Genomic DNA, 19,835 nt, shown 5'->3' on the forward strand with positions numbered 1-19,835 from the left:
GGTGTGTCCCACCGGCGGCCCTTCGCATGCGTGCGGCGCACTCAGCGCGGCACCGTCGCCCCCTCGATGCCGTACTCCTCGCGCCGGCCGCACATGCCCAAGCCGCCGTGGCGCGTCGGCGTGGACGTGTGCGTGGTCGACGCGGACAGATAGGCGTCCGCGTCGCCCTTCTCCAGGGCGTCGAGCTGGGCGCCCGTGCGCTCGGCCGCGGCCAGGGCGCCGGTGCGCCACAGCTCGCGCCACGCGGCCACGCGCGGGCGGACCAGGGCCGCGGCCGCCCGCTGGAACGCGCGCAGCGGCTCCGCGTCGCCCGCCGCGAGGGCCTCGCGCAGCGGCAGGTAGCCCTCGACCGCGAGGTCCCGGCGACGGCGCGCGGCCGCCTCCGCCTCGGGACCCGCCGGGGCGGGAAGCGCCGCCGCGGCCGCGTACTTCTCCGGGTCCGCCAGGTACTCAGGCGGGAACGTGAACACCGCGTCGCCCGCCTCCGGCAGCCCGCTGTTCTGCATCAGGACCGTGATCCGCAGATCCTCGCCCTGCACCATGCGGTGCACCGTGCCCGGCTCGAACCACGCGAGCGAACCGGCCTCCAGGGGCGTGTCCCGGTAGCCGTCCGGGCTCAGCGTCTGCACCGCGCCGCGCCCGCCCGTCACGACGTACGCCTCCGTGCACACCAGGTGCAGATGCGGGCTGCCGCCGCAGACGCCGTCCGCCGCCTGCCAGTCGTACGCGGAGATGTGGGAGAGGCCGATCCCGCCGGGCAGCGGCCGGTCGAGGCCCGAGGCGTCCGGGCTCACCACGGGAGCTCCTTCAGACGGGCGGCGACCCGCTCCTTGTCCCACGCGCCGTCGGCGACCACGATCCGATACCGGTAGCGGAACGTCTCACCCGCCGGCAGCGCGAACTCCTCGAAGAACGCCCAGGAGAACGCGACCGTCGGAATCGGCTGCGAGCGCACGAACCAGTGCGAGGCGTGGATCGCGTCCCCGTTCTCCGGAGCGTGCTCGAACACCAGCGTCGAGTGCGCGTCGACGTCGTCGTGCTCGCCCGTGAACGCCAGCCACGGCCCCTGAGTCCCCATCAACTCACTGTCGGAGGCGTCCCCTTGGGGCCCGAAGACCTTGCCGCCCGTGAAGTCGCGCGGCCCGCGCCACTGCAGACCCGTGTATCCGGCCATCTCGCGCCCCGCCGTGGTCGGCGAGCCGAAACGCAGGGCCTCGCCGTCGGCGCGGGTGTTCGTCAGCTCGATCGACCAGTCGACCGAGTACGAACCGGACTCCGGATCCACGGAGTGCACCCGCACCCCGCGCTTCTCACGGGCCCACTCGTCGCCGCCGTTCTCGATCCAGGTCAGGCGCTCGGTGAGGTTCAGCTCGTCGGCACCGGCCTCGACGGCGTCGAAGCCGTCGTGCCGCATCGACCCGATGCGGTCGTGCAGCGGGAGGTAACCCTCGCCGTGGACGTAGCAGTTGCCGCCCCAGAAGTTCTGCCCCGATAGGTGGCTCGCCGTCATCTGCAGGCCCTTGTGCCACCGGTGGTCGTTGGGCCGGTAGCCCGACACCAGGTTGCCGGACAGGGTGCGCAGCGGATGCACGTACGGCTTGCGGGCCTCGAAGGCGTCCGGATCCGGCTTGTAGACGTAGGAGAAGAGGTCCGTACCGGTCGCGGCGGAGCGCACCACGACGCGGTCGCCGTGGGTGTGGACGACCTCGAGCGAATTCTCGGCGCTGCTCACTGCTTCGGGCTCCAATCCGGGTGGTCTCCGTGCATCGCGGCGTAGAACGGGTCGCCGGGGCCGATCTCACCGGCCGCGACCGTGGCACCGGTGAACGCCGACTTGTACAGCGCGGCGGCGAACTCCAGTGTGCTGCGGGCGCTTTGGCCGCTGCCGGGCGGGCGGGTGCCGGCGTCGTACGCGTCGAGCAGCGCGGTCAGCTGCGCGGTGTGCGAGCTGGGTACGTCGGCGGTGGGCGCGGGCGGCTGCTCGGCGCCGGGGGCCGGGGTGTAGCGCCAGTCGTCGTTGCCGTGCCCGTACAGGTGGGTCAGCTCGACGGTGGCCTTCTCGCAGTCGATGCGGATGCGGCTCGTCTCGTCGGGCGAGAGCACGGAGTTGACGACCGTAGCGAGGGCGCCGTCCTTGAAGCGGACGAGCGCGGTCGACACGTCCTCGCTCTCCGTGTCGTGCACCAGGCGGGCCGCCATCGCCCGGATCTCGGTCCACTCGCCGAGCAGGTGCAGCATCAGGTCGTACTGGTGGATGCCGTGGCCCATCACGGGGCCGCCGCCCTCGCTGACCCACTTACCGCGCCACGGGACCTCGTAGTACGCGGTGTTGCGGTACCAGGTCGTCTGGCAGTGGGCGACGAGCGGGCGGCCGAGCGTGCCCTCGGTGAGCAGCGAGCGGGCGTGCACGGCGCCCGAGCCGTAGCGGTGCTGGAAGACGACGGACGCGTAGGCGCCGCTGGCCTCCTCGGCGGCGGCGATCTCGTCGTACTCGGCGAGGGAGAGGGTGAGCGGCTTCTCGCACAGCACCCAGGCGCCGGACTTCAGCGCCGCGACGGTCTGTTCGCGGTGGAACACCGGCGGGGTGCCGATGAGGACGAGATCGGGCCTCGCCTCTTCGAGCATCGCGGTCAGGTCGGTGTGCACGGAGACGTCCGCGAAACCGGCCTCGGCGGCCTGGGCGCGGAATCCGTCGAGTCGGTCCTGGTCCACGTCGACGGCGGCGACGAGTTCGACGCGGTCGCGCAGGGAGGTGAGGGCGGGCAGGTGGCTACCGGTGACGATCGCGCCCGTGCCGACGACGGCGGCACGCAGACGGGATCCCTGGCGGGAGGGGCTTGGCATGCGGGTTCCTCGCGGAGAGCTATCGGGGGAAAGCGCTTTCCGTTGCGGACGACCCTAAGCGGGGGGCGTGGGTCCGGACAAGGGGGCCGGTATTGAAGCCCCGCCGGCGATTGAGGCGCGGGGTCCGGGGCGGAGCCCCGCGACCGCAGCCCCCGGTCCCGCGTTGCCGGGGGCGCCCAGGGGTACCGACGGTGGCAATTCCATCCATGGCCCGAGGTGTTGAAACGTATCAGTCGCTTTCCGCCTCGCGGTGGGAAAGCCTCGGGAGGCCATTGACACAGGTGACCACGTCGGGTTCGTATGGACTCGCCTGCGGGTCTACCGCCTGCCGCTGTCGAGTGCGGACACCACGTGCCTCGCGTCCAGTGGCGACGTCACCGCGGGCGAGCCGCCATTAATGGAGCGTTTCAAACACGGCTGCGGTGGTACGCCGTGCAAGCGCTTTCTACTGAGTGCGGTGGCCGGATCACACCTAGGAGAGCCATGAGCGTGACCGCGTCAAAGGAGTCGCGTACCGCGGACGCGCCCGCCACCGGGCGGGCGATGTCGAGGAAGGCCGCGGCGAGCGGCTGGATCGGCAGTGCCCTCGAGTACTACGACTGGTTCATCTACGCCCAGGCGGCGGCGCTCGTCTTCCCGGGGATCTTCTTCCCGGAGGGCAACGCGACGATCGCCGTACTCGCGTCCCTGGGCACCTACGCCGTGGGCTACGTCGCGCGCCCCATCGGCGCGGCGGTGCTCGGCCACTGGGGAGACAAGAAGGGCCGCAAGAACGTCCTGGTCCTGGCCATGCTCCTGATGGGCGTCTCCACGTTCGTGGTGGCGCTGCTGCCCACGTACAGCCAGGTCGGCATCATCGCCCCGATCCTCCTCACCCTCGTCCGCCTCGTGCAGGGCTTCGCCGTGGCGGGGGAGTTGAGCGGGGCGAGCGCGATGATCATCGAGCACGCTCCGCACGGCAGGCGCGGCTTCCTCGCGAGCTTCGCCCTGCACGGGACCGTCGCCGGGCAGATCCTCGGTGCCGCGATCTTCCTGCCCATGTCGATGCTGCTGTCCGACGAGGCCTTCAAGTCCTGGGGCTGGCGCATCCCGTTCGTGCTCAGCGCCGTGGTCGTCATCGCCGGCTTCCTGATCCGGCGACGCGTCGAGGAGACCCGGACCTTCGAGGAGCAGCAGGAGACGGGGCCCGAGGCACACAAGGTGCCGCTCGTCGAGGCGTTCCGGGAGAACTGGCGGGAGATCCTCCGCGCGGTGTGCATGACGCTCGTCAACGTCATCGGCGTCACGGTCTCGGTGTTCGGCGGCGCCTACGCGACGCAGTCCGGCTACGGCGTCGGCATGAGCACGAGCGTCTACCTCTGGATCCAGATCGCCGCGAACGTGGCGGGCATGTTCGTCGTCCCGGTCTTCGGCCACCTCTCCGACCGGTTCGGCCGCCGCCCCATCATGATCGGGGGCGGTCTGGTGGCGGGCCTGCTCTGCTACCCGTACCTGTGGGCGGTCAGCGCCAACAACGTGCCGCTGACCTTCGCGCTCGCGGTGCTCTCCTGGGGCGTCGCCTACCAGTCCTGGAACGCCACGTTCGCCTGCTTCTTCCAGGAGCTGTTCCCGGCGGCCCGCCGCGTCACCGGGTTCGCGCTGGCGCAGAACATCGGCCTGGCGATCGTCGCCTTCCTGCCGACGATCTTCACGCTGGTGGCGCCGCCCGGCTCCTCGAACGTGCCGCTCACCATCGGCACGCTCTGCCTCGTCATCACGGTCATCGCCTCGATCGCGACGTGGAAGTCCCCGGAGACGTACCGGATCCCGCTGGACCGGCTCGGCAGCCCGGACGCGAAGCCGCTGTCCCGGGAGGAGTACGAGGAGCTGCGCGCCGCGGGGAAGTGAGGCGGCGGTTCGACCGCCGCCTGCGCGAAACGCTCGGCCGGGAAACCCCGGCCGAGCGTTTCGTCGAGCTTCGGTCCGTCAGTGCGCCACGCCCAGCAGCACGGCGAGACCTGCCGCGAGCGCGCCGAGCACGGCCACGGCGATGACGCCGATCAGGATGTATCCGAGCCAGGCGTCGTTGCGTGGCCCCCGCCACCCCGCCTTGGTGCCGACCTGCGCGACGACGGCGACGCCGAAGTCCTTGTTGTGCGGGCTCGGGTCCAGCGCCGTGGCCCCGGCGTTCGTCGCGCGCTCGAAAGCCTTCCAGTCAGCCTGTCCGCTCCGGGACCTGGGGCCCATGCCCCCGTCGGGGTCGAGCGGGTGACAGTCGTAGGAGACCGTGATCCTGCGCTTGTCCGCGTCCGGCGTCACCCGCCACACCCGCACCTCGTCGCACCCCTGCCAGCGAGGGTCTGCCAGCTCCGGCACGATGTTGAACCACGACTGCGTGGGCTCGATCCGGTACGGCGCACCGGAGTACGCGATCTGCTGCTGCACCAGAGCGATCAGCTCCTCGGTGGCGGCCGCGTCGCCGCCCGCGACCGCGGAGCCGCCACCCGTGACCTGGGCGCCACCGGCACCCGCCGGCCCCCACGCGGGCCCCGCGGCACCGACACCGACCCGCTGCCCCAACTGCCCGCCACCGACGGGCTGCTGAGCGGCCACCAGATCGGCGACATCGCTCAGGAACTCAAGCGCCGGCTCGATCTCCTTCGGCGACTGCTCGTCCTTGTCCCAGCTGATCACGTCCGTGTCGGTGAACCGCAGCGGATACTTCGCGGCCCGCGGGTCGCCCAGCAGGAACTCGGCGAGCGGCCCGTTCAACGCGGCGGCGGCGACGGACGGCTGTAGCGTCCGCACGGTGAACCGCTCGTCGAACTCCGGGTGCCCGATGAGCGCATCGTCACCGGCCCCGAACTTCCGCCGCAGCGCCCCGGTGTGCTGCACCATGAACGCGCCGACAGAGTGCGGGAGTTGGGCCGACCACACGGCGTACGTCGAGCTGCTGCTGTCGTCGCTGGAGCCGTCGCCCATGTCGCCGTGGGCCATGGAGGTGGAGATGACACGCCCCTCGACCGCCGCCGCGTCGCGCCCGCGGTAGGGGCCGTAGCAGTAGTCCTGGAAGACCACCCCCTTCCTGGACCCGACCGGAAACGGCGCGTCCCCCAGGAACCGGTCGGCTTCGCCGTTCGAGGGCTCCTTGACGTGCTGCCACCCCAGTCGCGAGGTCAGCTCGGCGTACTTGCTCAACTCTCGGTTGCGCCGCCACCGTTGCCACAGTGACGTCACAACCATGATGAGCACCCAGATGGCCAGGCCGAACACGATGGCACCCACGACGTCACACCTCCCCTTCGCACGGCGCCGGCATCGCGGCCCCATGACAATTCACGATCACCCGAGCTGGGCGAGCGGGGGAGTGTAACGTGATCTTGGGGCTCGAGATCGCACGTCGCTGGGCAGCCAACTCCCCAACGTTGACGGCCGGTCCAAAACGTGGGCAGCCCCGAGACCGGGGCTGCCCAGGGGGCCAACAGAAGCGGGGACGTGCACCCCGTTGACGTCAGGTGATCGGGAGTTCCGGCTTTTCGGGGGACATCGAGCGGCCGTCCACCCGTGCCGCGATCACCTCTTGCAGTTCCTCGGGGGAGAGGTACGCGTCGGTCATCTCGAAGTCCCTGAGTGTCGCGGGGCGGTGGCGCTGGAAGCCGGTGCGGACGAAGTCGTCGCCGGCGACCGCGTTGAGGGCCCAGTTGGCCGCCGTACGGAACCGTGCCGTCAGGGTGCGCAGCGCGCCGATGTGGTAGCCGCGCGCCACGACCTGGGCGGGGAGCCCGGTCAGTTGGATGCCCAGCGGCTTCGACACGGCCTGGATGCCGCCCAGGTCGACGACGAGGCCGAGGTCCTTGTGACGGTAGGGCGTCAGCGGGTTGCCGCGCACCGAGGCGAGGATGTTGCGGGCCGCCGCCCAGCCCTGCCGCATCGCGTGCTGCGCGGTCGGCGGGCACATCGCGTCGCCGCCCTTGACGAGGTCCGGGACGGCGGCCGCGTCGCCGAGGGCGAACACCCCGTCGAGCCCTGGCACGGTCAGCTCGGGCGTCACCACGAGCCGGCCGCGGTTGGTCTCCGAACCGAGGGTCGCCACGAGCGGGCTGGGCGCGACGCCGGCCGTCCAGATCAGCGTGTGGCAGGGCAGCTCGCGCCCGTCGGTGAGCGTCACCGTGTCCTCGGTGACGCTGGCCACCGACACCCCGAGCGAGACGTTCAGCCCGCGCCGCTCCAGGATGTCCATCGCCTTGTCGCCGAGCCGCTCACCCAGCTCCGGCATGAGCTTGGGCGCCACATCGACCAGGTGCCACTTGATGAGCTTCGGGTCGAGCCCCGGATAGCGCTTGACCGCGGCGGTCGTGAGCCGTTGCAGATACGCGGCCGTCTCCGTGCCCGCGTAGCCGCCGCCGACCACCACGAACTGGAGCCGCGCCTCGCGCTCGGCGGGGTCGGAGCTGGCCGCCGCCAGGTCCAGCTGCGTGATCACGTGGTCGCGGATCCAGGCCGCCTCGGCGAGCGTCTTCACGCCGACCGCGTACTTGTCCAGGCCCGGGATGTCGAACTGGCGCGTCACGCTGCCCGGCGTGAGCACCAGGTAGTCGTAGTGCTCGACGCTGACCTCGCCGTTTATCTTCCGTACGACGACGGCCTTCGCCTGCGGGTCCACGCCGATCGCGCCGCCCGGCACGATCTGGGTGCGCCGCAGCATCCTGCGCAGCGGCACCGCCACGGACTGCGGGGTGAGCACGCCGGAGGCCACGTGCGGAAGCAGTGGCAGGTACAGCTGATGCGCGGTGGGGCTGATGAGCCGCAGCACCGCCTCGCCGGGCTTGAGCTCCTTCTCCAGCTTGTGCGCGCACTCCATCCCGGCGAATCCCGCGCCGATGATCAGGATCCGGGGGACGGACGACGTACGGGAAGCGCTGGTGTTCCGCGGAGTGGTCATGTCGGATCTCTCCTGGGGTGGGCTGCGTAGGACCGGTGGGCGTCGTCGATCCCTGCGTATCCGGATTCGGCACTCCCGAATCACGAACTCACGCCATCCTGCTTCCCCGGCCGGGCCACCGCATGCGATCGGAGGGACTGTACGAGACACCCGAGCCGCGCCCCACCGCACCCGAACGACCCCCTGGGCGGGGCTCCACGGCCTAGGCCGTTCGGGCGAGGAGGGCATCCGAGGAGGGCATCCAAGGGGCGGCTCAGATCCCCGGCCGGTACCGGATCGGATGCTCCTGCGGCACCTCTACGAGGACGATCTCGTGGCCGTCCGGGTCCGTGATCCACATTTCGACGAGGCCCCACGGCTCTTTGACCGGCTCCCGGACCACCGTGACGCCCTGCCCGGCCAGCTCCTCGTGCGCCGCGTGCACATCGGCCACCTGCATCCACAGCTTGAGGCTCGGCACCGGAGGCTCCGCGGAGCGGCCCGCCACCTCCAGGAAACCGCCGCCCAGGAAATACACGGTGCCCCGCTCGGGCCCGGTGCCGAACTCCCGGTACACCGCGAGGCCCAGCGCCTCCCCGTAGAACGCCCGCGACCGCTCGGGATCGGTCGGCCGGATCAGGACCCTGCTGCTCAGTACGTGAACCATGCCGACGCAGCGTAGTGCCCTCGCGTTAACCTCGACGGCGTCCCGCACGCCCGTCGTCCCGCACCCTGGAGGCCCGCCCCATGACCACCGTCGACCTCGTCTTCCGTGACGCCGGGCCCGAGGACGTCGACGTACTCGTCGCCCTCATCGAGTCGGCCTACCGGGGGGACTCCAGCAGGACCGGCTGGACCACGGAGGCGGACATCCTTCAGGGGCAGCGGACCGACCCGCAGGGCGTGCTCGAGGTCATCGAGGACCCCGACAGCCGGCTGCTCACGGTCGAGCGGGACGGCGCGGTCGTCGCCTGCTGCCAGCTGGAGCACCGCGGGGAGCACGCCTACTTCGGCATGTTCGCCGTCAGCCCCGCCCAGCAGGGCGCGGGCCTCGGCAAGACGATCATCACGGAGGCCGAGCGCACGGTCCGCGAGACGTGGGGCGTCAGCGAGATGCACATGACGGTGATCGACGCCCGCGAGGAGCTCATCGCCTGGTACGAGCGCCGCGGCTACCGCCGTACGGGACAGTTCAGCCCCTTCCCGTACGGCGACGAGCGCTTCGGCATCCCGCAGCGCGACGACCTGAGGTTCGAACTGCTCGTCAAGCCGCTCGCGTAGGCACAGAGGTCACGCGGTGAAGCGGCCCGTGCGCTTGATCTCCGGGTAGTCCGTGGTCGCGCCGTCGAGGCCGAGCGCCCGCACGAGCCGCAGATCGTCCTGGGTGTTCACGACCCAGCCGATGATCCGCAGGTCGGCCTTGCGGGCGTGCTCGACGATCTCCTGCGTCAGCCGCCGGATGTTCAGCACCAGCGTCGTCGCCCCCGCCGTGACGGCCCGCTCGACGACACCGGTGCCGTAGCGGCTGGCGACGAGCGCCGTGCGCACGCCCGGCACGAGCCGGGCGATCTCGGTGATCGCCTCGTCGTGGAACGAGATCACCTCGACCCGGTGCACCAGATCGCGGCGCAGCATCACCTCGGCCAGCGCCCGCGCCGCCGCCGTGTCCTTGATCTCGGCCTGGAGCGGGGTACCGACCGCGTCGAGCACCTCCTCGAAGACCGGCACGCGCTCGCCGCGCCCGGCGTCGAGGCCGCGGATCTCGTCGAGGGTCTTCTCGGCGATCGGCCCGTGGCCGTTCGTGGTCCGGTCGACGTCGGCGTCGTGCATGACGACGAGCGCGCCGTCCTTGCTCAGGTGCAGGTCGAGTTCGATGATGTCGAGTCCCCCGCGCTCGGCGGCGACGAAGGACCTCAGGGTGTTCTCGGGTTCGAGACCCATGGCTCCGCGATGCCCGATGGTGAGGAAGTTCAAGGTCGTCTCGCCTCCGTCTGCTGCGGCTCTGTGCTGCCGCGCGGACGCGACAGACTCGTACACTAACGGGCCGTCTGCGTCAGGGAACCGTGCCTGCGAGAAGGACCGGAGTCGTGGGTTCTGGTGCCCACCACACCGAGGATCAGTCCAGTGATCACGGCGGCGACGAGGACGGCACGGGTACTCATGGCGGATGCGCCTCCGGGCGGTACGGACAGGGGTGCCGACCGTCCTACCGGGCAGGTCGCCCTCGGAGCGAGTCCGCTCACCCGGTGGTGGGCGCGTCTCCCTCGGCGTTGACTTCTGGGACCGCGCGCGGCGCGGCGGGCAGCGCGTCCAGGTCCGCCAACATGCCCCGGGCGAGCTCGACTTCGGCCGCGAGGTGCCGCTCGCTCCAGCGCAGCGCGATCTGCGGGTGCGCCCACGCCTCCACGCCCTCCGCCCGCGCGAGTGCGTCCCGCAGCTCCTTCAACTCGCCCTCGGTGCGCGCCACATGCTCCTCGACGAGCGTGCGCAGCCGCCCCGGGGCGGCGAGATGCCCCAGCCATACGCGCAGCAGCACCGGGTGCCGCAGCGACACGGCGGCCGGGTCCCGGTCGTCGGCCGCCCACGCGGCGAGCGCGTCCCTGCCCGCGCGCGTGATGGCGTACGTGCGCTTGGTGCGCGGCTCCTCCGGGCCCGAGCGCCTGGATGTGGCGTAGCCGAGCCGCTCCAGCCTGCGCAGCTCCGCGTAGATCTGGCTGAAGGCGGGGGAGCCGTAGAAGAAGCGCAGCGACGCGTCCGCCCACTTCTTCAGCTCGTACCCGGTCCGCTCGCCGGGCGGGAAGGACAGCAGCCCGAGTACGGCCCAGGCGGTCGGCGGCAGCGGCGAGGTCGGCATGGCTCCGCATTGAAGTCAGCGGAGGTCACGGGCGCAAGAGCTACTTCCGGCGCAACTGGGCCGAAAGATGGTGCTGGAGCGGTTGGCCGACGGCCGCGAGGTTGTGGGTGAACGTGAGGGTGTCGTCGTCGGTGAGCGCGTAACGGCGTCCCGTCGCCTCGACGTGCTTGGCCGTCGGCGTGAGGCCCACGGTGTGCGTGGCGAGCTCGACCGTCCCGTCGGCGGCGGCGCCGACCATGACCTCCGCGATCCCCGTGGGCTGCGTGATCAGCGCCTCGACGCGGCCCTCGGGCTGAATCCGCCACCAGCCGCTCTCCCGGGCGGCGGGCCGCACGGGGGCGTCATCGGCGTCGATCAGCCAGGCCCGCGCCTCGTACCGCAGAAACGGCCTGCCGTCGTGGCTGAACGTGACCTCCTGCGCGTACGTGAAGTCGCCGTCCAGGGTGGGGTATTCGCCCCGCCCCCGGCCGTGCCAGCTGCCGAGGAGGCCGAGGACGGGCGCGAGCAGCGGGTGCGGCTCGGGGGTCTCCTCGTACGGGTACGAGGGTGCGGGCGCGGGGTCGAACACGGGTGGCTCCTGAGGCTAGGGGGTTACCGGGGAAGCGTAGAGCGTGCCCGGACCGCCGGTGCGGAGCGTCGTGCCCCTTCCTTTCTCTGACGGCCCGTCATATAGCTATTAGTCATACGGCGCCCATGCCGCCAATGACACCGAAACCGCCGACAGCTCGGGAGGCACCGTGAAGTTCAGCGTCATCTTCGAGGCCCAGCTCGCCGACCCCACCGTCGAGCGCGAGCACCAACTGCTGCGCGACAGCGTCGAACAGGCCGTGTTCGCCGAGGAGATGGGCTTCGACCGGATCTGGGCGGTCGAGCACCACTCCCTCAAGTGGTACGCGCACATGTCCGCGCCGGAGATCTTCCTGACCTGGGTCGCGGCGCGCACCTCCCGCATCCGCGTCGGCCACGGCGTGGTGTGCATGCCGTTCAACTTCAACCACCCCGCGCGCGTGGCCGAACGCGCCGCGATGCTCGACCTGTTGTCCGGCGGCCGGCTCGACCTGGGGGCGGGGCGCGGCGGCACCACACAGGAGACGTCGCTGTGCGGGGTCGACAAGGAGCGGACCACGCAGGAGGTCGAGGAGGCGCTGCGGATCATCGGGAAGGCGTGGGAGAAGGACGAGTTGGAGCACCACGGCCCGCTCCTCGACATCGATCCGCACCCGATCCTGCCCCGCCCCGCGCAGACCCCGCACCCGCCGCTGTTCCTCGCGTGCAGCCGTACGGAGACGCTGCGCCAGGCCGCCGAACTCGGCGTCGGTGCCCTCGTGATGGGGTTCGCGGGCCCGGAGGCGATCGCCGACATGCGGGGCGCCTACGACGCGGCGGTCGCGGCCCGTACCCCGGAGCGCCTCGTGTCCTCGGTCGTCAACGACCACTTCTCCGTGCTCTGCCCGACGATCGTGCTCGACGACCGGGGGACGGCGCGCAGCATCGGCATCCGTGGCCAGCGCTTCTTCGCGCAGTCCATCGGGCACTGGTACGGCGGCGCGGGCATCCCCGACGAGGCTGTCGTGGAGGGCGCCGACGAGGCGGCGGAGATGCGCAGGGCCGCCGAGCAGGTGGTCGCCCGCCTCCACGAGCACCACATCCCCGTCCGCCCCACCGCCACGGCCACCTTCAACGCCGACCACGCGTACGGCACCGCCGACGACGCCATCGCCTACGTCGAGCGCCTCCGCGACGCGGGCGCCGACGAGATCATGTGCCTGATCCAGATGGGCACGGTGCCGCAGGAGGCGTGCATGGAGACGCTGCGGCAGTGGGGCGAGAAGGTCATCCCGCACTTCCGCGGCGAGGACGGTGCGTGACGCCCGCCGCTGGGCAGGAATCCGTCGGCCACCCCGCACCGCAACCACCCTCACCACCGCCACACCGACCCAGGAGTCGCCCATGACCCCCGACCCGGTCGACCGCCTCGCCCCCGAGGCCCGGCCCCTCGTCGACGCCATCGCCGCCGCGTTCCCCGACCTCGGGGGTGCCGTCACCGATGCCGTCGAGGCCCGCAGGATCCTCGCCGCCGCCCCCGAGTCGCCGTTCCCCACGCCCGTGGTGGGAGCCGTCGAGGACCGGGAGATACCCGGGCCGCCGGGTGCGCCCGCGATACCCGTGCGCGTGTACCTGCCGGAACCGGACGCGGAGCCGGAGCCGGACGCGGCGCCGGAACCCCGCCCCGTCGTCGTCTTCTTCCACGGCGGCGGCTGGGTCATCTGCGACCTCGACAGCCACGATCACACCGCCCGCCGGCTGTGCCGCGACGCGGGCGCCGTCGTCGTATCGGTCGACTACCGGCTGGCGCCCGAGGCCCCGTTCCCCGCCGCCGTCGAGGACGCGTACGCCGCCGTGTGCTGGGTCGCCGACCACGCGGCCGAACTGGGCGCCGATCCAAGCGCGTTGACCGTGGCGGGCGACAGCGCGGGCGGAAATCTCGCCGCGGTCGTCGCGCAGATCGCGCGCGACGAGGACGGCCCCGACATCGCGCGCCAGGTCCTGGTCTACCCGGCCACCGACGCCCGCCAGAAGTCCGGCTCTTTTGACGCCAACGCCGAGGGCTACTTCCTCACCGCCGCCCACTGCGGCTGGTTCCGCGAGCAGTACCTGGGTGCGGACGGGGACCCCGCCCACCCCCGCGTATCGCCGCTCCTTGCGGAGAGCCTCGCCGGGCTGCCCGCCGCGCACATCGTCACCGCCGGCTGCGACCCGCTGTGCGACGAGGGCCGGGCGTACGGGAAGGCGCTGCGGGACGCGGGCGTCGCGGTCACGGAGGGCCATTTCCCGCGGATGTTCCACGGATTCTTCGGGTTCCCCGAACTCCTCGAGGACTCCCGGCAGGCCTTGGCAGGCGCGGCAGAGGTGATTGCGGCTACCGCCCGTCACAGGAAAAACAGCGGTGATCAAGGGGGTAACGCAGGATAATTTCCCGAGACCCCTCTTGTGGTCGAGAACCTCGCGCGCATACGGTGTTCTTACGCGAGGTTCTCCCGTGGAGGTTGGGACATGACGGAAATTCTTGTGCAGGCTGGCGCGGAGGGGACGGATTCTCCGGTCCAGGTGGTCGGACCCAGGGTGGTGGAACACCCGGCTTGGCCCTTGCTCAAGGACGCCGTGGAGGAGTTCCGGCACTTGCAGAGCAAGGACGGGTCGATCGACTTCGAGGCCGAGGGCGCCCCGGCGAAGGCCGACGCCGAGCGGATCGTCGGCCGTGTCATAGCCGCGGTCGAGGAGCTCGCCCCGCTGCTGCCGCACGACGCCGCGTACCACGAGGCGCTCGTGCGCGACCTGCGCCGCTGGGCGGAGGGCGGCTTCGAGGTCCCGGACTTCCTGGACTCGCTGCTCGCCTTCCAGCCCGCCGCGCAGCGCCGGGACGGGCTCCAGCACCTGGTGGTCTTCCCGATGTACACGCAGAACGGCAATCCGGACCGCAATCTGGAAGCCGTCGTGCTGCGCATGGTGTGGCCGGACTGGCTCGCCGAGCTGGAGGCGACCCGTTACGACAACCCGCTGTTCTGCGGCATCACCTTCGAGGACTTCACCTCCGGGTACGACACGAACTCGGCGGTGCTCTTCCCGGAGACGATCGCCGTGCGCGAGGCGCCCGAGCGCTTCTCCTGGGGCGGCATCTTCTGCGACCGCGAGGCGGCCCGCTTCCGCCGCGTCACCGAGGCCGCCGTCGACATCCTGGGCGTCGAACTGCCCGCGGACATCGAGGCGATGGTCGGCGACCAGGACCGCTGCCAGCAGGCGTTCGTCCTGTGGGACATGGTCCACGACCGTACGCACAGCCACGGCGACCTGCCCTTCGACCCGTTCATGATCAAGCAGCGCCAGCCGTTCTGGATGTACGGCCTCGAAGAGCTGCGCTGCGACCTCACCGCCTTCAAGGAGGCCGTGAAGCTGGAGGCCGACGGCGTCCCGCAGGCGCGCGACGTGCAGTACGCCGTGCTCTTCGACCGGATGTTCCGCTTCCCGGTCACCGGCGACCGCGTCAAGAACTACGACGGCCTCGGCGGCCAGCTGCTCTTCGCGTACCTGCACAAGCACGACGTGGTGCGCTGGACGGACAACAAGCTGCACATCGACTGGAAGCGCGCCCCCGAGGTGACCAACCAGCTGTGCGGCGAGATCGAGAAGCTGTACCGCGACGGCATCGACCGCCCGAAGCTGGTGCACTGGTTCGCCGCATACGACCTGGTGTCCACGTATCTGTCCCCGCACCCGGGCTCCACCTGGGCGAAGGGGCCCGACGCCCTGGACACGTCCCTGCCGCCGCGCAAACTCGTGGACGAGGTGCTTCCCGACGAGTTTCCGCTCAGCATGTTTTATGAGGCCCTCTCCAAGAAGCTGAAGACCGTGATCGCTTCCACGAAGGGGATCACCGCGGAGCGTGCCGAGAAGGTGGCCGCGTGAGCCACGGCGAACAGCAGCAGGAGGCGACTGTCATGACCGACACCAACGGGACCAGGGACACGCTGGACGGTGCGGTGATCGCGGTGGCCGGAGCGGCCGGACCGGCCGGCAAGGCCACCCTCAAGCGGCTCGCGGAGGCGGGCGCCACCGTCATCGGGGCCGACGCGGACGCCGAGCGCCTCGTGGCGGCCGTCGACGAGGCGCGCTACGCGCACGGCGGCGCCACCGTCATCGGCGACAACGTCGACCTGCTCGATCTGCACGCCACCCGTGACTGGGCGGGGCGCATCGAGAAGGACTTCGGCCGCGTCGACGGCCTCGTGCACCTGGTGGGCGGCTGGCGCGGCGGCGCGACCTTCGCCGACACCGACCTCGCCGACTGGGACCTGCTCGAAAAGCTCCTGATCCGCACGGTGCAGCACACGTCCCTCGCGTTCCACGACGGGCTGTCCCGCAGCGACCGCGGCCGCTACCTGCTCATCAGCGCGGCGGGCGCCTCCAAGCCGACCGCGGGCAACGCCGCGTACGCCGCGTCCAAGGCCGCCGCCGAGGCGTGGACGCTCGCGCTCGGCGACTCCTTCCGCAAGGCGGGGGGCGAGGCCGGCCCGCAGCAGGCGGCTGCGATCCTGGTGGTCAAGGCGCTGGTGCACGACGCGATGCGCGCCGAACGCCCCAACGCGAAGTTCGCGGGCTTCACGGACGTCACGGAGCTGGCCGAGGCCATCACCGGCGTCTGGGAGCGGCCCGCCGCCGAACTGAACGGGACCCGTCTGTGGCTGACCGAGAAGCCGTGAACCCTGCAAAGACCGATGCCCGTCGGCATCACGACCCCACCACGCAAGGGTTCGCCAGCGACAACTACGCGGGAGGCCATCCGGAGGTGATGGCGGCGCTCGCCCTCGCCAACGGCGGACACCAGGTCGCGTACGGCGGGGACGAGTACACGGACCATCTCCAGCAGATCATCCGCAGCCACTTCGGTCCGACCGCCGAGGCGTTCCCGGTGTTCAACGGCACGGGCGCCAACGTCGTCGCGCTCCAGGCGGTCACCGACCGCTGGGGCGCGGTGATCTGCGCCGAGTCCGCGCACATCCACGTGGACGAGGGCGGCGCCCCCGAGCGGATGGGCGGCCTGAAGCTGCTCACCGTGCCGACCCCGGACGGCAAGCTCACGCCCGAGCTGATCGACCGGCAGGCGTACGGCTGGGACGACGAGCACCGGGCGATGCCGCAGGTCGTCTCGATCACGCAGTCCACCGAACTGGGCACGCTCTACACGCCCGACGAGATCCGCGCGATCTGCGAGCACGCCCACGAGCGCGGCATGACGGTGCACCTCGACGGCTCCCGGATATCCAACGCGGCAGCGTCCCTCGACGTCCCCATGCGGACGTTCACGAACGCGGTCGGCGTCGACATCCTGTCGCTGGGCGGCACCAAGAACGGCGCGCTGTTCGGCGAGGCCGTCGTCGTCATCAACCAGGACCGCGTGCGCCACATGAAGCACCTGCGCAAGCTGTCCATGCAGCTGGCCTCCAAGATGCGCTTCATCTCGGTGCAGTTGGAGGCGCTGTTCGCCAAGGACCTGTGGCTGCGCAACGCCCGGCACGCGAACGAGATGGCCCAGCGCCTCGCCGAGGGCGCCCGCGTCGTCGACGGCGTCGAGATCCTCTACCCGGTGCAGGCCAACGGCGTGTTCGCCCGCCTCCCGCACGACGTCTCCGAGCGGTTGATGAAGAAGTACCGCTTCTACTTCTGGGACGAGGCGGCCGGCGACGTGCGCTGGATGTGCGCCTTCGACACGCGCGAGGAGGACATCGACTCCTTCGTCGCGGCTCTCAAGGAGGAGATGGCCCGGTAGCCACCGAACCCGCATAGGTATGCGGCCGACCGTAAATCTATTGACTTACGGTCGGCCGCATTCCTATGCTCGCGTGCCATGCAGCTGATCCAGCAGAACCCCGATCTGTCCGCGTACTTGGCGGCCGACGACGTCATCGACCACCATCATCCGCTCGTACGGGAGGCGGCGGCTCGCCTCGCGCGCGACGTCCCCGATTCATATGCATACGCTCGGGCCGCCTACGAATACGTACGGGACGCCATTCCGCACTCCGCCGACAGCGGGGACCCGCGCGTCACCTGGCGTGCGTCGGACGTCCTGGAGAAGGGCACCGGAATCTGCCACGCGAAGGCGCACGCGCTGGCGGCGCTGCTGCGGGCCGAGGACATCCCGACCGCGCTCTGCTACCAGCGACTGACGCACGACGCGGGCACGGGCTGGTGCGTGCACGGCCTCGTGGCGGTACGGCTGCGCGGTGCGTGGCACCGGCAGGACTGCCGGGGGAACAAGCCGGGCGTCGACGCCCAATTCTCCCTGGACGGGGAGCGGTTGGCGTGGATACCGGACGTCGGGGCCGGGGAGGCGGACTATCCGGCGCTCCACGACGCGCCGCACCCGGCGGTGCTCGACGCGCTGCGCGGCGCGCCGGACCGTCCGCATCTGTGGGAGCGCCTTCCGGACGCGCTCCCGGCGTGACTCAGCCGGCTTCGGCGGCCTTGACCTCTTCCGGGGTCGGGGCGGTGCCGCCCAGGTGCGCCGGCATCCACCACGTGTCGTCGGGCCCCTTGGGGCGCACCGGGTAGGCGCGCTGCGCGGCCTCCAGCAGCTCCTGCATGCGCGTGCGCAGACGGCGCGTGATCGCTCCCGCGTACTGGTCGCTCGGCGCCTCCATGGCCTCACCGACGCGGACCGTGATCGGGATGTGCTGCCGCTTGAAGTTCTTCGGACGGCCCTTGGTCCACAGCCGCTGCGTGCCCCACAGCGCCATCGGGATCAGCGGAACGCCGGCCTCCTGGGCCAGGCGTACGGCGCCCGTCTTGAAGCTCTTGAGGGTGAACGACTCCGAGATCGTCGCCTCCGGGAAGACGCCGATGATTTCGCCCGAGCGCAGCGACCGCAGCGCGTGCTGGTAGGCGTGCTCACCCTGGGAGCGGTCCACCGGGATGTGCTTCATGCCGCGCATCAGCGGGCCGGAGATCTTGTGCCGGAAGACCGACTCCTTGGCCATGAAGCGGACGAGACGCTTCTGCGGCAGGGCCGCCAGGCCGTCGAAGATGAAGTCCAGGTAGCTGATGTGGTTGCTGACCAGGACTGCTCCACCGGTACGCGGAATGTTTTCCGAGCCCTTGAGGTCGATCTTCAGGTCGAGCGCCTTGAACATCGTGCGGGCGGCGCCGATGACCGGAGGGTAGACGAGCTCTGCCATGGAGGGGGTTGGCCCTTCAGTAAGTTACGCGGCCGTAGGTTTTCCGGCTTGCGCAGATCGTGCCCCATCAACGGCCGGGTGACCAGTCCTGGTTCCCGCACCGTACGAGATCCTTGTCACGTGCCGGGAATACGGGAACGGCCGGAAATCGCTGCACACAAAGCAGCGGAATGGAGGAGGAGCAGGTGACGGTCGGTGAACAGACGTGGGACGCCGAGCAGTTGGGTGAGGAGCTGGGGGAGCGGGCGACGCTCGTGCAGTTCTCCAGCGCGTTCTGCGCCCCCTGCCGGGCCACCCGCCGGGTCCTCGACGAGGTCGCCGCGATGGTGCCCGGCGTCTCCCATGTGGAGATCGACGCCGAGGCCCGCCTCGACCTCGTGCGCGACGTGGGCGTCCTCAAGACGCCGACCGTCCTCGTTCTGGACGCGCGCGGCCGCGAGGTGCGCCGGGCGGCGGGGCAGCCGCGCAAGGCGGACGTGATCGCGGCGCTGGGCGAAGCGGTCTGACGTGCCGATGGTCGCCGCGCGTGAGGGGCGGTGGGCGCCGCGTGACGCATCTCCCAGATGACGGAACGCACTTGACTGCACGCGCCACGTATCGTCAGGGTGACCGTATGCCTTCGGAACTCCTTCTCGTCGAGCGGGTCCATGTCGACCTGGCTCGCTGTTCGAGCGCCCGCTGTCCGCGTGTCTGACGCAGCCACGGCCCCTTGCTCGAACCCTCCTGCCAGAAGGACAACTCCATGACGGCCACGCCCGACCTGCGCACCGCCCAGGCAGCCACCCCCGACCTGTTCCGCTCCGTCTTCCGACAGCACGCGGCAGGCGTCGCGGTGGTCACCGCGCCCGGTGCGGCCCCCGTCGGCTTCACCGCCACCTCCCTCACCTCGGTCTCCGCGACGCCCCCCGTCGTCTCGTTCGGCATCGGCCTCGGCTCGTCGAGCTGGCCCACCGTCGCCAAGGCCGAGCACGTCGGCGTGCACATACTCGGCGAGCACCAGGCCGACCTCGCCGCGACGTTCGCGAAGAGCGGCGCCGACCGCTTCGGCGAGCCCACCCGCTGGTTCGAGGGGCCCCAGGGCGTGCCGATCCTCGACGGCGTGCTCGCCTGGCTCGTCTGCAAGGTCATCGCGCGGGTGCCCGCGGGGGACCACCAGATCGTGCTCGCGGAAGCGCTCTGCGGCGACCCGGCGGGCGCCGGCCGTCCGCTGCTCTACCACCAGGGCCGCTTCAACGGGCTGCGCGACTGAAAGTTCCTGTGCGGCGCGGTTACACAGCGTTGGCAAGGTCACAGTTCAAAGCGCTTGCTTAGTGGGCATAAGCTGGGTGTACTGGCGAGTAACCTTTTGTTCGGAGCGCGGGCCGCCCCGACCGGAAGAGTCCGCACAAGGCGCATATGCTGCCTGCGAGAAGGCGTTTTCAGCCGCAGCAGTACAGCAAAGGCGTGGCCAGTACAGCTGGTAGCAAGACAGCCGCCCAGATAAAGACGATTGCAGTAGGAGAGC

The 19,835-nt window shown here is 70.9% G+C and carries 21 protein-coding genes; 10 read left to right on the forward strand and 11 right to left on the reverse strand.

The genetic code is table 11. From position 1 onward, the window contains the following. Positions 1-41: 41 nt before the first annotated feature. Genes ACYSUO_RS23930 through ACYSUO_RS23940 form a run of 3 tightly spaced genes read right to left on the reverse strand, consistent with a single transcriptional unit; the run spans position 42 to position 2,844 of the window. On the reverse strand, positions 42-797 hold the full coding sequence (locus tag ACYSUO_RS23930) for a cupin domain-containing protein (RefSeq protein ID WP_461778287.1): 756 nt from the start codon (positions 795-797) through the stop codon (positions 42-44). Further along, on the reverse strand, positions 791-1,732 hold the full coding sequence (locus tag ACYSUO_RS23935) for a DUF6807 domain-containing protein (protein ID WP_461778288.1): 942 nt from the start codon (positions 1,730-1,732) through the stop codon (positions 791-793). The genes ACYSUO_RS23930 and ACYSUO_RS23935 overlap by 7 nt, the downstream gene beginning before the upstream one ends. After that, complete coding sequence (locus ACYSUO_RS23940; RefSeq protein ID WP_461778289.1) at positions 1,729-2,844, reverse strand: Gfo/Idh/MocA family protein; 1,116 nt, start codon at positions 2,842-2,844, stop codon at positions 1,729-1,731. Before ACYSUO_RS23940 ends, ACYSUO_RS23935 begins: the two co-directional genes overlap by 4 nt. A 489-nt stretch (positions 2,845-3,333) precedes the next feature. Between ACYSUO_RS23940 and ACYSUO_RS23945 the strand changes: the two genes are divergently transcribed. Then, positions 3,334-4,731: an MFS transporter gene (locus ACYSUO_RS23945; RefSeq protein WP_461778290.1), complete on the forward strand. Its 1,398-nt coding sequence runs from the start codon at positions 3,334-3,336 to the stop codon at positions 4,729-4,731. A gap of 78 nt (positions 4,732-4,809) precedes the next feature. Here the strand turns inward: ACYSUO_RS23945 and ACYSUO_RS23950 are convergent, their stop codons facing one another. From ACYSUO_RS23950 to ACYSUO_RS23960, 3 genes are all read right to left on the reverse strand, one after another. Continuing rightward, positions 4,810-6,108, reverse strand: a complete 1,299-nt coding sequence (locus ACYSUO_RS23950; protein ID WP_461778291.1) for a hypothetical protein — start codon at positions 6,106-6,108, stop codon at positions 4,810-4,812. Between the two features lie 226 nt (positions 6,109-6,334). Continuing rightward, entirely contained in the window at positions 6,335-7,765 is a 1,431-nt protein-coding gene (locus tag ACYSUO_RS23955; protein ID WP_461778292.1) for an NAD(P)/FAD-dependent oxidoreductase, read from the reverse strand. Between the two features lie 253 nt (positions 7,766-8,018). Continuing rightward, entirely contained in the window at positions 8,019-8,411 is a 393-nt protein-coding gene (locus tag ACYSUO_RS23960) for a VOC family protein (protein WP_461778293.1), read from the reverse strand. Between the two features lie 80 nt (positions 8,412-8,491). On the opposite strand from ACYSUO_RS23960, the gene ACYSUO_RS23965 reads away from it, so the two are divergent. Beyond that, positions 8,492-9,025 (forward strand): GNAT family N-acetyltransferase, encoded by a 534-nt coding sequence (locus ACYSUO_RS23965; protein WP_461778294.1) that lies wholly within the window; start codon positions 8,492-8,494, stop codon positions 9,023-9,025. Positions 9,026-9,034: 9 nt separating this feature from the next. Here ACYSUO_RS23965 and ACYSUO_RS23970 read toward each other — a convergent pair whose 3' ends face one another. The 4 genes from ACYSUO_RS23970 to ACYSUO_RS23985 form a co-directional block, all read right to left on the reverse strand. Beyond that, a complete protein-coding gene (locus tag ACYSUO_RS23970) occupies positions 9,035-9,718 on the reverse strand; it encodes a glycerophosphodiester phosphodiesterase (protein WP_461778295.1) in 684 nt (227 codons plus the stop codon). A gap of 62 nt (positions 9,719-9,780) precedes the next feature. Further along, positions 9,781-9,906: a hypothetical protein gene (locus ACYSUO_RS23975; RefSeq protein WP_403714593.1), complete on the reverse strand. Its 126-nt coding sequence runs from the start codon at positions 9,904-9,906 to the stop codon at positions 9,781-9,783. A 77-nt stretch (positions 9,907-9,983) separates the two neighbouring features. Next, entirely contained in the window at positions 9,984-10,598 is a 615-nt protein-coding gene (locus ACYSUO_RS23980) for a PadR family transcriptional regulator (RefSeq protein ID WP_461778296.1), read from the reverse strand. Positions 10,599-10,638: 40 nt separating this feature from the next. Next, positions 10,639-11,166, reverse strand: a complete 528-nt coding sequence (locus ACYSUO_RS23985; RefSeq protein WP_461778297.1) for a nitrobindin family protein — start codon at positions 11,164-11,166, stop codon at positions 10,639-10,641. A 169-nt stretch (positions 11,167-11,335) separates the two neighbouring features. Here ACYSUO_RS23985 and ACYSUO_RS23990 point away from each other — a divergent pair, with 169 nt between their 5' ends. The 6 genes from ACYSUO_RS23990 to ACYSUO_RS24015 all read left to right on the forward strand — a co-directional run bounded on the left by ACYSUO_RS23990 (position 11,336) and on the right by ACYSUO_RS24015 (position 17,601). Beyond that, the gene (locus tag ACYSUO_RS23990) at positions 11,336-12,466 is read left to right on the forward strand and encodes an LLM class flavin-dependent oxidoreductase (protein ID WP_461778298.1); all 1,131 of its coding nucleotides are present in this window, start codon (positions 11,336-11,338) and stop codon (positions 12,464-12,466) included. An 82-nt stretch (positions 12,467-12,548) separates the two neighbouring features. Further along, positions 12,549-13,571 (forward strand): alpha/beta hydrolase, encoded by a 1,023-nt coding sequence (locus tag ACYSUO_RS23995; protein ID WP_461778299.1) that lies wholly within the window; start codon positions 12,549-12,551, stop codon positions 13,569-13,571. An 81-nt stretch (positions 13,572-13,652) separates the two neighbouring features. Then, positions 13,653-15,062 (forward strand): DUF6421 family protein, encoded by a 1,410-nt coding sequence (locus ACYSUO_RS24000; RefSeq protein WP_461778300.1) that lies wholly within the window; start codon positions 13,653-13,655, stop codon positions 15,060-15,062. A 32-nt stretch (positions 15,063-15,094) separates the two neighbouring features. After that, the gene (locus tag ACYSUO_RS24005; RefSeq protein WP_461778301.1) at positions 15,095-15,856 is read left to right on the forward strand and encodes an SDR family NAD(P)-dependent oxidoreductase; all 762 of its coding nucleotides are present in this window, start codon (positions 15,095-15,097) and stop codon (positions 15,854-15,856) included. Further along, the gene (locus ACYSUO_RS24010; protein WP_461778302.1) at positions 15,853-16,923 is read left to right on the forward strand and encodes a threonine aldolase family protein; all 1,071 of its coding nucleotides are present in this window, start codon (positions 15,853-15,855) and stop codon (positions 16,921-16,923) included. The genes ACYSUO_RS24005 and ACYSUO_RS24010 overlap by 4 nt, the downstream gene beginning before the upstream one ends. A 78-nt stretch (positions 16,924-17,001) precedes the next feature. Beyond that, a complete protein-coding gene (locus ACYSUO_RS24015) occupies positions 17,002-17,601 on the forward strand; it encodes a transglutaminase domain-containing protein (protein ID WP_461778303.1) in 600 nt (199 codons plus the stop codon). A 1-nt stretch (position 17,602) separates the two neighbouring features. Here ACYSUO_RS24015 and ACYSUO_RS24020 read toward each other — a convergent pair whose 3' ends face one another. Next, complete coding sequence (locus ACYSUO_RS24020) at positions 17,603-18,331, reverse strand: lysophospholipid acyltransferase family protein (RefSeq protein ID WP_422405676.1); 729 nt, start codon at positions 18,329-18,331, stop codon at positions 17,603-17,605. A 170-nt stretch (positions 18,332-18,501) separates the two neighbouring features. Here ACYSUO_RS24020 and ACYSUO_RS24025 point away from each other — a divergent pair, with 170 nt between their 5' ends. Continuing rightward, the gene (locus ACYSUO_RS24025) at positions 18,502-18,837 is read left to right on the forward strand and encodes a TlpA family protein disulfide reductase (RefSeq protein WP_461778304.1); all 336 of its coding nucleotides are present in this window, start codon (positions 18,502-18,504) and stop codon (positions 18,835-18,837) included. Between the two features lie 236 nt (positions 18,838-19,073). Continuing rightward, positions 19,074-19,580: a flavin reductase family protein gene (locus ACYSUO_RS24030; protein ID WP_461778305.1), complete on the forward strand. Its 507-nt coding sequence runs from the start codon at positions 19,074-19,076 to the stop codon at positions 19,578-19,580. The last annotated feature ends 255 nt before the right edge of the window (positions 19,581-19,835 follow it).

This window comes from Streptomyces sp. UC4497 (genome assembly GCF_054871485.1).